At 54.3% G+C, this 13,224-nt stretch carries 15 protein-coding genes; 3 read left to right on the plus strand and 12 right to left on the minus strand.

The features are described from left to right. Nucleotides 1-56: 56 nt before the first annotated feature. From fusA to fkpA, 8 genes are all read right to left on the minus strand, one after another. Complete coding sequence (gene fusA / locus INT84_RS14275) at nucleotides 57-2,171, minus strand: elongation factor G (RefSeq protein WP_176916734.1); 2,115 nt, start codon at nucleotides 2,169-2,171, stop codon at nucleotides 57-59. A gap of 95 nt (nucleotides 2,172-2,266) precedes the next feature. Then, entirely contained in the window at nucleotides 2,267-2,737 is a 471-nt protein-coding gene (gene rpsG, locus INT84_RS14280; RefSeq protein ID WP_004106370.1) for a 30S ribosomal protein S7, read from the minus strand. A 95-nt stretch (nucleotides 2,738-2,832) separates the two neighbouring features. Beyond that, nucleotides 2,833-3,207 carry a 30S ribosomal protein S12 gene (gene rpsL / locus INT84_RS14285; protein WP_003023654.1) on the minus strand — a complete coding sequence of 125 codons (375 nt, stop codon included), beginning with the start codon at nucleotides 3,205-3,207 and terminating at the stop codon, nucleotides 2,833-2,835. 125 nt (nucleotides 3,208-3,332) lie between these two features. After that, on the minus strand, nucleotides 3,333-3,620 hold the full coding sequence (gene tusB, locus INT84_RS14290; protein WP_194207316.1) for a sulfurtransferase complex subunit TusB: 288 nt from the start codon (nucleotides 3,618-3,620) through the stop codon (nucleotides 3,333-3,335). Nucleotides 3,621-3,627: 7 nt separating this feature from the next. After that, nucleotides 3,628-3,987, minus strand: coding sequence for a sulfurtransferase complex subunit TusC (gene tusC, locus INT84_RS14295; protein WP_194207317.1), 360 nt, complete (start codon nucleotides 3,985-3,987; stop codon nucleotides 3,628-3,630). After that, complete coding sequence (gene tusD / locus INT84_RS14300; protein ID WP_194207318.1) at nucleotides 3,987-4,373, minus strand: sulfurtransferase complex subunit TusD; 387 nt, start codon at nucleotides 4,371-4,373, stop codon at nucleotides 3,987-3,989. Before tusD ends, tusC begins: the two co-directional genes overlap by 1 nt. Further along, the gene (locus INT84_RS14305) at nucleotides 4,373-5,095 is read right to left on the minus strand and encodes a transcriptional regulator (protein ID WP_176916738.1); all 723 of its coding nucleotides are present in this window, start codon (nucleotides 5,093-5,095) and stop codon (nucleotides 4,373-4,375) included. The genes tusD and INT84_RS14305 overlap by 1 nt, the downstream gene beginning before the upstream one ends. Before the next feature lie 253 nt (nucleotides 5,096-5,348). Then, nucleotides 5,349-6,197, minus strand: coding sequence for an FKBP-type peptidyl-prolyl cis-trans isomerase (gene fkpA / locus INT84_RS14310; RefSeq protein ID WP_194207319.1), 849 nt, complete (start codon nucleotides 6,195-6,197; stop codon nucleotides 5,349-5,351). Between the two features lie 230 nt (nucleotides 6,198-6,427). Between fkpA and INT84_RS14315 the strand changes: the two genes are divergently transcribed. Beyond that, nucleotides 6,428-6,646: a protein SlyX gene (locus INT84_RS14315; protein WP_176916740.1), complete on the plus strand. Its 219-nt coding sequence runs from the start codon at nucleotides 6,428-6,430 to the stop codon at nucleotides 6,644-6,646. 174 nt (nucleotides 6,647-6,820) lie between these two features. Here the strand turns inward: INT84_RS14315 and slyD are convergent, their stop codons facing one another. From slyD to kefG, 4 genes are all read right to left on the minus strand, one after another. Further along, on the minus strand, nucleotides 6,821-7,399 hold the full coding sequence (gene slyD, locus INT84_RS14320; protein WP_194207320.1) for a peptidylprolyl isomerase: 579 nt from the start codon (nucleotides 7,397-7,399) through the stop codon (nucleotides 6,821-6,823). Nucleotides 7,400-7,493: 94 nt separating this feature from the next. After that, on the minus strand, nucleotides 7,494-7,694 hold the full coding sequence (locus INT84_RS14325; RefSeq protein ID WP_103677285.1) for a YheV family putative zinc ribbon protein: 201 nt from the start codon (nucleotides 7,692-7,694) through the stop codon (nucleotides 7,494-7,496). A gap of 3 nt (nucleotides 7,695-7,697) precedes the next feature. Next, nucleotides 7,698-9,509 (minus strand): glutathione-regulated potassium-efflux system protein KefB, encoded by a 1,812-nt coding sequence (gene kefB, locus INT84_RS14330; protein ID WP_194207321.1) that lies wholly within the window; start codon nucleotides 9,507-9,509, stop codon nucleotides 7,698-7,700. Next, the gene (kefG, locus tag INT84_RS14335; protein ID WP_176916768.1) at nucleotides 9,509-10,060 is read right to left on the minus strand and encodes a glutathione-regulated potassium-efflux system ancillary protein KefG; all 552 of its coding nucleotides are present in this window, start codon (nucleotides 10,058-10,060) and stop codon (nucleotides 9,509-9,511) included. Before kefG ends, kefB begins: the two co-directional genes overlap by 1 nt. 170 nt (nucleotides 10,061-10,230) lie before the next feature. Between kefG and INT84_RS14340 the strand changes: the two genes are divergently transcribed. Beyond that, nucleotides 10,231-12,135 carry an ABC transporter ATP-binding protein gene (locus INT84_RS14340; protein WP_194207322.1) on the plus strand — a complete coding sequence of 635 codons (1,905 nt, stop codon included), beginning with the start codon at nucleotides 10,231-10,233 and terminating at the stop codon, nucleotides 12,133-12,135. 25 nt (nucleotides 12,136-12,160) lie between these two features. Further along, nucleotides 12,161-13,093, plus strand: a complete 933-nt coding sequence (locus tag INT84_RS14345) for a LysR family transcriptional regulator (protein WP_194207323.1) — start codon at nucleotides 12,161-12,163, stop codon at nucleotides 13,091-13,093. Nucleotides 13,094-13,224 lie beyond the last annotated feature (131 nt).

Below are 13,224 nucleotides of genomic sequence, written 5' to 3' on the forward strand. Positions count from 1 at the left end.
TACTATAGCGCCCCCTCTCTGAGGGGGCACGGGACATTGGTTTTTAACCCCGGGGCTTATTTACCACGGGCTTCGATTACGGCCTGAGCAACGTTGTTCGGTGCGTCATCATACTTCAGGAATTCCATCGTATATGATGCACGACCTTTAGTCAGAGAACGCAGCTGAGTTGCATATCCGAACATTTCAGACAGCGGTACTTCAGCATGGATCTTAACGCCCGTTACTTCAGATTCCTGACCACGCAGCATACCACGACGACGGCTAAGGTCACCGATGACGTCACCAGTGTTCTCTTCCGGCGTTTCTACTTCAACCTTCATGATCGGCTCAAGCAGAACAGGTTTCGCTTTCTTAAAGCCATCTTTAAAGGCGATAGAAGCGGCCAGTTTAAACGCCAGCTCAGAGGAGTCAACGTCATGGTAAGAACCGAAGTGCAGACGCACACCGAGGTCAACTACCGGGTAGCCAGCCAGCGGACCAGATTTAAGCTGTTCCTGGATGCCTTTATCAACGGCCGGGATGTATTCACCAGGAATTACACCACCTTTGATGTCGTTGACGAACTCGTAGCCTTTCGGGTTTGAACCCGGCTCCAGCGGGTACATGTCGATAACAACATGACCGTACTGACCGCGACCACCAGACTGCTTAGCGTGTTTACCTTCGATATCGGTAACTTTCGCGCGAATCGCTTCGCGGTAAGCAACCTGAGGTTTACCGACGTTCGCTTCAACGTTGAATTCGCGTTTCATACGGTCAACGATGATGTCGAGGTGCAGCTCACCCATACCGGCGATAATGGTCTGGTTAGATTCTTCGTCAGTCCATACGCGGAAAGACGGGTCTTCTTTAGCCAGACGGCCCAGAGCCAGACCCATTTTTTCCTGGTCAGCTTTGGTTTTCGGTTCTACAGCGATGGAGATTACCGGCTCAGGGAATTCCATACGCTCCAGAATGATCGGCGCATCCGGGTTACACAGCGTGTCACCAGTGGTTACGTCTTTCAGACCGATCGCAGCAGCGATGTCGCCCGCGCGAACTTCTTTGATCTCTTCACGTTTGTTAGCGTGCATCTGTACGATACGGCCAAAACGTTCACGAGCAGATTTCACAGAGTTCAGTACGGTGTCACCGGAGTTAACCACGCCAGAGTACACGCGGAAGAAGGTCAGGTTACCCACGAACGGGTCGGTAGCGATTTTAAATGCCAGAGCAGCAAACGGCTCTTCATCGCTAGCGTGACGCTCAGCCGGAGTATCTTTACCGTCGTCCAGCATACCGTTGATCGCAGGAACGTCAGTCGGGGACGGCAGGTAATCAATTACCGCATCCAGCATCGCCTGAACACCTTTGTTCTTGAACGCAGAACCACAGGTTACCAGGATGATTTCGTTGTTCAGAACGCGCTGACGAAGAGCAGATTTGATCTCTTCTTCAGTCAGTTCTTCACCACCCAGGTATTTTTCCATCAGCTCTTCAGAAGCTTCAGCTGCGGATTCGATCAGGTTCTGGTGCCATTCTTCAGCCAGGTCCTGCATGTCAGCCGGGATATCTTCGTATTCGAAGGTAACGCCCTGATCTGCATCGTTCCAGTTGATGGCTTTCATTTTCACCAGGTCAACAACACCGGTGAAACCTTCTTCAGCACCAATCGCCAGCTGCAGCGGAACCGGGTTCGCGCCCAGACGGGATTTGATCTGACCAACAACTTTCAGGAAGTTCGCACCCATACGGTCCATTTTGTTAACGAACGCGATACGTGGAACTTTATATTTGTTTGCCTGACGCCATACGGTTTCAGACTGTGGCTGAACACCACCAACTGCGCAGTAAACCATTACCGCACCGTCAAGAACACGCATGGAACGTTCTACTTCGATGGTGAAGTCAACGTGCCCCGGGGTGTCGATGATGTTGACACGATGCGGTTCATACTGCTTAGCCATACCAGACCAGAATGCAGTAGTCGCTGCGGACGTGATGGTGATACCACGTTCCTGCTCCTGCTCCATCCAGTCCATGGTTGCTGCGCCGTCATGAACTTCACCGATTTTGTGGTTCACACCGGTGTAGAACAGAATACGTTCGGTAGTGGTGGTTTTACCGGCGTCGATGTGCGCACTGATACCGATATTACGATAGCGTGCGATGGGTGTTGTACGAGCCATTTGATTCCTCGTTTATTGCATTAGGCGTTCAGATAAGTTTTCCAGTGCGGACGCTTACCTGAAGCGCCCGCCTGTTGACTATGACTCCGAAGGGATTACCAACGGTAGTGTGCGAACGCCTTGTTGGCTTCTGCCATACGGTGAACGTCTTCACGTTTCTTAACTGCTGTACCTTTGTTGTCAGCAGCATCAGAAAGTTCGTTCGCCAGGCGCAGAGCCATGGATTTATCACCGCGTTTACGAGCAGCTTCAACGATCCAACGCATTGCCAGGGCATTACGACGAACCGGACGAACTTCAACTGGAACCTGATAAGTAGAACCACCAACGCGGCGAGACTTAACTTCTACAGTCGGGCGCACGTTGTCGAGAGCGACTTCGAAAGCTTCCAGTTCATTTTTCCCAGAACGCTGAGCCAGGGTCTCCAGCGCGCTGTATACGATTGCTTCTGCAGTAGATTTTTTACCATCTACCATCAGGATATTGACAAATTTAGCCAGCAGTTCTGATCCGAACTTCGGATCCGGCAGAATTTTACGCTGACCAATGACGCGACGACGTGGCATGGAAATACTCCGTTGTTAATTCAGGATTGTCCAAAACTCAAAGAGTTTAGTTTGACATTAAGATAAAACGTTTGGCCTTACTTAACGGAGAACCATTAAGCCTTAGGACGTTTCACGCCATACTTGGAGCGTGATTGCTTACGGTCTTTAACGCCGGAGCAGTCAAGCGCACCACGAACGGTGTGGTAACGAACACCCGGGAGGTCTTTTACACGACCGCCACGGATCAGGATCACGGAGTGTTCCTGTAGGTTGTGACCTTCACCACCGATGTAGGAAGTCACTTCAAAACCGTTAGTTAAACGAACACGGCAAACTTTACGCAGTGCAGAGTTCGGTTTTTTAGGAGTGGTAGTATATACACGAGTACATACGCCACGTTTTTGCGGGCATGCTTCCAGCGCAGGCACGTTGCTTTTTGCAACTTTGCGAGCGCGTGGTTTGCGTACCAGCTGGTTAACTGTTGCCATTAAATAGCTCCTGGTTTTAGCTTTTGCTTCGTAAACACGTAATAAATCGTCCTCATACAATATGAGGACGCAGAATTTTAGGGCTGTGCAGAAAAGGTGTCAAGAAATATACAGCGATCTTGTCATCACCAGGCCAATTGGCCTGAATGTTTTATCGTGAGTCTGACGAAACCAGTATAGTCAACCCTGACGATGCTGGTCGAAATTTGAGCAGAAAAACCACGCGCATTAACGTCTTCTTCAAGCACATAGACTGATATGGGGGCGGCACTCAGCATTTCAAGAAAGCGGTTGCCCTCAACGCCTGCCTGCACGCCGTCGGAGATCAGTAGCAGATCGTCGCCCTCACGCAGCATGCGCAGTAAGGTCGTCATATCACAATGCCAGGGAGAGTGGCGCAAGGTGTGCAGCATGTCAGCCTCAAAACGTCATAATGACGTCGTAGTTATCCAGTTTTTCCCGCAGAGCATCAGGCTCCAGCACCTCAACGTCCAGTACGCGCGGCGTTTCGGCGCTGAATCCGCGCTCACGCAGCGAGGCCGCGCACAGCCAGCAGTTATCGATATCGTACAGCGGGAGCACTTTAAACGTGGCGATATAATCACGCGCCAGGATCGTCGCGGGCTGCTGACCGGCCAGCAGTTGCAGCACACCGTCACCGAGGAAAAAAACGCCCGTGTCGTCAGTCAGTGCCGAGGTAGCCAGCAGTGCATCCAGCCCTTCCCGTCCGGCGGCAGAACCGTGCGGCGCGGAGGTAAAAACAAAAGCGACGCGTTTCATCAGAATTGCACCACTCTGTCACAGGTGAGCGCCGCTTCCGCCAGTGCCCCCAGACCGGTGAGGGAAAATCCCTCTTCAAGGTTTGCACCCGGCAGTGCCAGATGTCCGGATTCGGACTCATCGGTGATCCCACGGCGTAATGCCGCCGCCACACAAATATGCAGCGCCACTCCGTGCTCCTGATGCAAACGCTGCCACGCCCGCACCAGATCAAACTCGTCGCTGGCCGGAGAGGTAAGCTGATTCGCGTTATAAACGCCTTCACGATAGAAGAAGACGCAGGCCAGTTCGTGCCCTTCAGCCAGCAGCGCCTGGGCAAATTGCCACGCGCTCGATGCCTGTTGAGTCCCGTAAGCCGGGCCTGTCACCAGCAGGGCAAAACGCATTACTTATCCTGCCCCAGAAAATCGCCGCTTTTGAACTGGCGGATGTAAAGATAAACGGTGTGCTTGGAAATGTTCAGACGGTCGGCAACCTGGTTAATCGCATCTTTAATATCAAAAATGCCTTTTTCATAGAGATTCAGCACGATCTGGCGGTTCTTGGCGTTATTCGACACGTTGCGATCGGCGTTCACCTCTTCAATCGTGAACTCAAGGGTTTGCGCGACCAAATCATCCACTGAGGAAGCGAAGTTAACCGATGACCCCACGTCCGGCGTTTCCGGGGGGATAAAGGTATTCATGATCTGTGAGAACGGCACGTCAAGGTTCATGTTGATGCACAGCAGGCCGATCACCCGCTGATCGCGGTTGCGTATCGCGATAGTCAGCGACTTCATCAGTACGCCGCTCTTGGCGCGGGTGAAGTAGCATTTCGACACGCTGCTGTCTGCGCCGGTCATATCATGCAGCATTCGCAGCGCAAGGTCGGTGATAGGAGAACCAATTTGTCGCCCGGTATGCTCGCCGTTGGCGATACGAATGGCGGAACACTTTAGATCTTGTAGAGAGTGCAGCACGATTTCGCAATGGGAACCAATAAGCATCGCTAACCCGTCCACTACCGCTTCGTAGGATTTCAGGATATCGAAGTCGGTCTGATCGAATGGACGTTGATCCAGTAAATCAAGTTCGCTGGTTTCGTTGGTTAAAAGCGACCTGGACATGAAAGAAAGCACTCCTTTTCAGGAACCTGTCGTTATGTTTTCAGGGCAGGCTCGATTAACACCAATAACTATACGCAAAATCATTCAGGATGCGTCAAGGGAGAGCTTATAGGCGGGCGAGTGTAGCCAACGCAGAGGCAGCCTGAAGAATGACGAGTATAAACTAATACAGCGGAGGTTCCGCTGACCAGATTTAATTATACCGTCATGCAATAAAAAAACCGCCGCCTGAGGCGGCGGCGATTATCATTTTTTATTTTTTAGCAGCATCTGCGGCTTTATCATCGGCGGCAGCGGCTGGGGCATCCGCGCTGGCAGGGGTTGCCGGTTTGATGTCCAGCAGTTCTACGTCAAAGACCAGCGTAGAGTTGGCCGGGATACCCGGAACGCCGTTTTTGCCGTACGCCAGTTCTGGTGGGATAACCAGTTTGATCTTACCGCCTTTCTTGATGTTTTTCAGGCCTTCAGTCCAGCCCGGGATCACACCATCCAGACGGAAAGAGAGCGGCTCGCCACGGGTGTAAGAGTTATCGAACTCTTTACCGTCCGTCAGCGTACCTTTGTAGTTTACAACCACGGTATCGCTGTCTTTAGGCGCGTCACCGCTACCCGCTTTTTCTACTTTATACAGCAGACCGGTAGAGGATTTTTTCACCCCCTTCTCTTTGGCGAAAGCATCGCGGAAGGCTTTACCTTTGGCTTCGCTTTCAGCCGCGTCTTTTTCCATCTTCGCCTGAGCGGAGGCTTTTACGCGGGTTTCAAACGCTTGCAGAGTCTGTTCGATTTCCTGATCGGAGAGTTTGCTCTTGTCAGCAAAGGCATCCTGAACACCGGCGATCAGCTGGTCTTTATCCAGTTTAATGCCCAGTTTTTCTTGTTCTTTCAGGGAGTTTTCCATGTAACGGCCCAGCGATGCACCCAGCGCGTAAGCAGACTTCTGGTCGTCATTTTTGAACACAGCTTTGCTGTCAGCGGCCGGAGCAGCCTTGCTGTCAGTAGCCGGTGCAGCGGTAGTTGCAGTTTCTGCGGCAAAGGTCAGCGGCGCGTTCAGCGCGACAGCCATTGTCGTCGCCAGCAGAGTAACTTTAAACAGTGATTTCATCCATATCTCCAGGGCCGGGGCATCTCACCCCAGGTTAACTTTCAAATTAGAAACGTACTATAAAGCGTTGCAGAAGAAATCTACAGACGGACTCTCCCTAATTACGGATCTTTTCAGACTATTTTTGTTTAAATTAGTTTCCTCGAAAAAGAGGTCAGTGCTGCATGGCACGTCAAAGTTGGGTAGAATCCGCCCGCCAGCAACCACTAGCCGCAGAGAAGAGGTGAATCATGCAGGATAAATCATTGGAAGCACGTCTGGCGGAACTGGAAAGCCGACTGGCGTTTCAGGAGATCACGATTGAGGATCTTAACCAGACGGTAACCGCACACGAAATGGAAATGGCGAAACTGCGGGAACACGTGCGCCTGATGGCGGAAAAACTGAAAGCCAGCCAGCCGTCGCACATGGCATCGCCTTCAGAAGAAACGCCGCCGCCCCATTATTAAGGCGTAAAAAAAGCGGGTTGCCCCGCTTTCAGATGGTTGGCAAAGAGGCTTATCAGGGGAAACGCCGGGATTGGGTTCCCGGAGGGAGGCCCAACCCGGTGGTCGCCCCGATATCCACAGCCGGTTTTCCATCAACCACAAACGGGTTGCCCCGCTTTAGTATGATAACGACAATTAATGACAGCCGCAGCCGCCGTGACCGCCGCAACCACCTTTACCATGATCGTGGTCATGGCCGTGACCGCCGCAGCAGCCGTCGTGACCATGGTCGTGGTCATGATGGTCGTGCGCGCCGTGTACGTGACCGTGCTCCAGCTCTTCAGCCGTTGCTTCACGAATCGCAACCACTTCCACGCTGAATTTCAGGTTCTGGCCTGCCAGCATGTGGTTACCGTCAACCACGACGTGATCGTCTTCAACGCCAGTGATTTCAACCGGTACCGGACCCTGATCGGTTTCCGCCAGGAAACGCATGCCGACTTGCAGTTCATCAACGCCCATAAAGACGTCTTTCGGCACGCGCTGAACCAGGTTTTCATCGTACTGGCCGTAAGCGTCATTCGCTTCGACAGCAACGTCAAATTTATCGCCTGGTTCATGGCCTTCCAGCGCATTTTCCAGACCAGAAATCAGGGAGCCGTGACCATGCAGATAGTCCAGCGGCGCACTTACCGGAGACTCATCAACTAATACACCGTCTTCTGTACGTACCTGATAGGCCAGGCTGACCACCAGGTCTTTTGCTACTTTCATGATATCTCCTGAGCAAGGGAAGAATAGTGGCGCAGATTGTAGCGGAATTCTGCACGCGTGTACCCTTTAGCTTAAAAAAACCTGCGGCATCTCGCTAGTCCGGATGAAAAATGCCGATCACCTGCTCTTCTTTGCGCACATGATCGCGGGCCTCTTTATCGGCCTCGCGCATCTGATGACCGCACTTAACGCATTCAACTATATCGACATTATTTTCCCGCCACATGGCCAGCGTGTCCTGCGCCTGGCAGGAGGGACATTTTGCACCTGCAATAAAACGTTTACGGACTGGCATAATTTACTCCTGATCTGAGCCATCCCAGCCGTCAAGCTGGTGACGCTCCTGATGCATTTCACGCTGGAAAATCTCTTCCAGCTCGCGCCGCGCTTCCTGTACGCGAGAAATCTGTACCGTGTCGGTGTGTACCGGCATAAGTTCACGCAGCATTCGCATATCCAGACGGCGAAAATGAAGCTGCGCGCGGTGCGCCTGGTGCGGATGCACGCCTAACGAAATCAGCGCCTTACGCCCCAGCTCCAGGGCGCTGGAAAAGGTTTCACGGGAGAACTGAGTAACCCCCGCCTGGAGCAATTCGTGGGCCTCCACGCGGCCTCTTGCTCGCGCCATAATCTTCAACTGCGGAAAATGCTGCTGACAGATTTCCACCAGCTTCATGGTATCTTCCGGCTCATTACAGGTGATAACGATCGACTGCGCCTCTGCCGCGCCCGCTGCATGCAGCAAATCCACCTGGGTAGCGTCGCCGTAATACACTTTATAGCCGTATTTGCGCATCAGGCCCACCGCGCTAATATCGCGCTCCAGCACCGTAATACGCATTTTATTCGCCATCAGTAAGCGCCCGATCACCTGACCAAAACGGCCAAACCCGACGATAATGACCTGCGGTTTGTCGTCATCTACCCACGGTTTTTCATCTTCGTCATCCGGGCCGTTAAACTGCCGCGCCAGCCGTTTATCGATGGCTTTCATCAACAGCGGCGTGGTCATCATCGACAGCGTCACCGTCACCAGCAGCAGCGCCATCTGATCGTTCTGAAATAGCTTTTGCGACGAGGCCGTAGAGAACAGCACAAAGGCAAACTCACCGCCCTGACTGAGCACCCCGGCAAACTGCAACCGCTCAGAGCTTCGCAGTCCATACACGCGCGCCAGCAGATACAGCACCAGCATTTTGACTGCCACCAGCGCAAACACGCTAAATGCCACCCACAGCAGATGCGTATAGAGCACGCCCAGGTTGAGCGACATGCCGACCGAAATAAAAAACAGCCCCAGCAGCAAGCCTTTAAACGGATCGATGGACGATTCCAGCTCGTGCCGGTATTCGCTTTCCGCCAGCAATATCCCGGCGATAAAAGTGCCGAGGGCCATCGACAGCCCCAGCGCATCCATAAACAGCGCCGAGCCGAGCACCAGCAGCAGCGTGGCGGCAGTAAACACTTCGCGCACGCCGGAGGCGGCGATAAAACGGAACACCGGACGCAGTAAATAACGTCCGCCAATCAGCATCCCGGCAAACGCCAGCACTTTCATGCCGATTTTGATCCAGTCAAAGTGATCGTCACCGGACCCCGCCAGCAGTGGCACCAGCGCCAGCGCCGGGATCACCGCCAGATCCTGAAACAACAGCACCGAAAAGCCGAGCTGCCCGGATTCGCTGCGGTTCATCCCCTTCTCACGCATAAGCTGAAGCGCCATCGCCGTCGAGGACATGGCAAGGCCAATCCCACCGACCACCGCCGCCTGCCACGAAAACTGCGTCAACATCAGCAGCCCACCGAGGATCGCCGCGCTGAAGATCACCTGCGCCGCACCGACGCCAAAAATCGAGCGCCGCAACTCCCAGAGCTTACCGGGGTTCAGTTCCAGCCCGATGATAAACATCAGGAACACCACGCCCAGCTCCGAGAAGTGCAGGATCTCGTCGACGTCGCTGATAAACCCCAGCCCCCACGGGCCGATGGCAATCCCCGCCAGCAGATAGCCCAGCACCGCGCCGATACCCAGACGCGCCGCCAGCGGCACCGCAACGACCGCCGCAAAAAGAAACAGGACGCCAGCCAGTAACAGATTGGATCCCTCCATTACTGACCTCCATTATTAAGCGGTGACGCCAGCCACTCACCGTAAGCTTTGGCCCGACTGGCCAGCTCCTGCGGCGTTTGTCGTCTGGCCCAGTAGACAATAATCGGGTTAAGCCAGTGCATACGGCACATGGCGGCGGTTAACTCAAAAGGGCGCAGAACATCGCTCATCGGGTAGCGATTCAGCGCGTCATGCCGATAGGCGCTCTCCGGCTCACCGGTGGTGATCACGCTCCGCCAGTACTTTCCCGCCAGTTGGTTCCCTCCCGGACCGCTGGAGAAACCCCGGCTCAACACGCGATCCAGCCACTCTTTCAGCAGCGCCGGGCAGCTATAGGTATACAGCGGATGCTGAAACACGATGACATCGTGCTCCAACAACAGCGCCTGTTCGCGCGGAATATCAATAAAAAAATCGGGATACTGCGCATAGAGATCGTGCACGGTAACATTTTGCAGCTGCGTGGCCGGCTTAAGCAAAACCCGGTTGGCTACCGAGTCCTGTGATTCCGGATGGGCATACAGCAGCAGTACTTTCGCTGTCTGCGACATCATTCCCCTCCCGGGTTTGTCGTTCTGTCTCGTTCGGGCCATATTGCTGCCAGAATGATTTTGTCTATCGTCTTCATTATGGGCTACCATTGCGCCCCGGTGCGGCATTTTGCCAGCAACCTTACATTATCATAATGACAAATTAACATAGTCTGAACATACGGCACCTTATGATTGTTTTCTCCTCGTTACAAATTCGCCGCGGCGTGCATGTCCTGCTGGATAACGCCACGGCCACCATTAATCCGGGCCAGAAAGTCGGCCTGGTGGGTAAAAACGGCTGCGGTAAATCCACCCTGCTGGCGCTGCTGAAAAATGAGCTGAGTGCCGATGCCGGTAGCTTTACGTTTCCCGGCACCTGGCAGCTCGCCTGGGTGAATCAGGAAACGCCCGCCCTGCCGCAACCGGCTCTGGATTATGTTATCGACGGGGATCGTGAATTTCGCCAGCTCGAAGCGCAATTACAGGCGGCGAATGACGCCAATGATGGACACGCGATTGCGACCATCCACGGCAAACTGGATGCGGTTGATGCCTGGACCATTCGTTCACGCGCGTCCAGCCTGCTGCACGGCCTTGGCTTTTCTAACGAACAGCTGGAGCGCCCGGTCAGCGACTTCTCCGGCGGCTGGCGGATGCGTCTTAACCTGGCGCAGGCGCTGATTTGCCGCTCCGACCTGCTGTTGCTGGATGAACCGACCAACCACCTCGACCTTGATGCGGTGATCTGGCTGGAGCGCTGGCTGAAAAGCTATCAGGGCACGCTGATCCTGATTTCTCACGACCGCGACTTTCTCGATCCGGTGGTGGATAAAATCATTCATATCGAACAGCAGTCGATGTTTGAATACACCGGTAACTACAGCTCGTTTGAGATACAGCGAGCCACGCGCCTGTCGCAGCAACAGGCGACGTATGAAAGCCAGCAGCTACGCGTGGCGCATCTGCAAAGCTTTATCGACCGCTTCAAAGCCAAAGCCAGTAAGGCAAAGCAGGCGCAAAGCCGCGTGAAGATGCTGGAACGTATGGAGCTTATCGCGCCGGCGCACGTTGATAACCCGTTCCACTTCAGCTTCCGTGTCCCGGAAAGCCTGCCTAATCCGCTGTTGAAAATGGAAAAAGTGAGTGCCGGCTATGGCGAGCGTACCATTCTCGACTCCATTAAATTGAACCTGGTTCCCGGTTCGCGCATTGGCCTTCTCGGTCGCAACGGCGCAGGGAAATCGACGCTAATCAAGTTACTGGCAGGTGAACTGGCCCCGACGCACGGCGAAATCGGCCTGGCGAAAGGGATCAAACTGGGTTATTTCGCTCAGCACCAGCTGGAATTTTTACGCGCTGACGAGTCCCCGTTACAGCATATGGCGCGGCTGGCACCGCAAGAGCTGGAGCAGAAGCTGCGCGACTACCTTGGCGGCTTTGGCTTCCGGGGCGATAAAGTCACCGAGCGAACAGAACGCTTCTCCGGCGGTGAAAAAGCGCGTCTGGTGCTGGCGTTAATTGTCTGGCAGCGCCCGAACCTGCTGCTGCTCGATGAACCCACCAACCACCTCGACCTCGACATGCGCCAGGCGCTGACCGAAGCGCTGATTGAGTTTGAAGGCGCGCTGGTGGTGGTGTCGCATGACCGTCACCTGCTGCGTTCCACTACCGACGACCTTTATCTGGTCCACGATGGCAAAGTCGAGCCGTTTGACGGCGATCTGGAAGATTACCAGAAGTGGCTGAGCGACATTCAGAAGCAGGAAAGCCAGCCTGACGATACGGCGAAAGACAACGCCAACAGCGCTCAGGCGCGTAAAGATCAGAAGCGTCGTGAAGCGGAACTGCGTAATCTGACCCAGCCGCTGCGCAAAGAGATTGCCCGTCTGGAAAAAGAGATGGAAAAACTTAACGCGCAACTGGCGAAAGCAGAAGAGAAGCTGGGCGACAGCGAGTTGTACGATCAGAGTCGTAAAGCCGAACTGACCGACTGTCTGCAACAGCAGGCCAGCGCGAAAGCGGGTCTGGAGGAGTGCGAAATGGCCTGGCTGGACGCACACGAACAGCTGGAAGCCATGACCCAGGGCGACTAATTCTTCTCATACGGAGCAGCCAAAGATGATCCCGGATATCGCCAGCGACATTACCTTTCGCAAACTCGCCATCTTCATGACGTTTATGGAGAAAGGAAATATCGCCCGCACCGCCGAGGCGCTGGCGTTAAGTGGCGTCAGCGTACATCGCGCGTTGCATACCCTGGAAGAGAATGTGCGCTGCCCGCTGTTCATTCACAAAGGCCGCAATCTGATGGCGCTGCCAGCCGCCGTGACGCTGCTGGAGTATTGCCAGGAAGTCACGCAACTGATGGCGCGCGGCCTGGAAGAGACGCGCAAAACCGCTGGCGTGGGGCAGGGTCGTTTACGCGTCGGTACGCTCTATTCACTGACGCTGGAGACCGTACCGCGCCTGATTATGGGGATGAAACTGCGTCGTCCGGATCTGGAAATGGATCTGACGATGGGATCCAACGACGCGCTGCTGCGAATGCTGGAAGACGGCATCCTTGATGCGATCCTGATTTCGATTTCTGAAAGCGAGATCGACTATAACAGTCTTGAAGTGCTGCCGCTGTTTCACGACGACATTTACCTTGCCGCGCCCGCCAGCGCATCGCTGGATACAACAAAACTGGCTGACCTGCGAGACTACCGCGATCAGAAATTTGTCTCGCTGGCAGAAGGTTTTGCCACCTACGTGGGGTTCCAGGAAGCGTTTCATATTGCCGGTTTTGAGCCGGAAATCGTCACCCGGGTTAACGATATTTTTTCGATGCTCAGTCTGGTGCAGGCCGGCGTTGGTTTTACCCTGATGCCGGGCCGAATGAAGAAGATGTACGAAGGATCGGTAAAATTGCAGAAGCTCTCGCAGCCGTATCAGATGCAGCAGCTTATTGCCATTGTCTTCGCCCGCAACCGCGAGATGGACCCGAACCTGCTGGCGCTGGCGGCGGAAGGTCGCATGTATGCCCGCAGTTTGCAGGAAAACGCCTGAGTGATATGACGCCGTGGCACGGTGTATGCTGTCCGACACCCTCACCCCAACCCTCTGGGAGCGGTCCGTACACGCGGTTAAGCCGGATGCCGTATCGTAGGCCCGGTAAGCGCAGCGCCACCGGGCAACGT

It is taken from the genome of Superficieibacter sp. 1612_C1, assembly GCF_015234305.1.
In the GTDB taxonomy this organism is placed as follows: domain Bacteria; phylum Pseudomonadota; class Gammaproteobacteria; order Enterobacterales; family Enterobacteriaceae; genus Superficieibacter.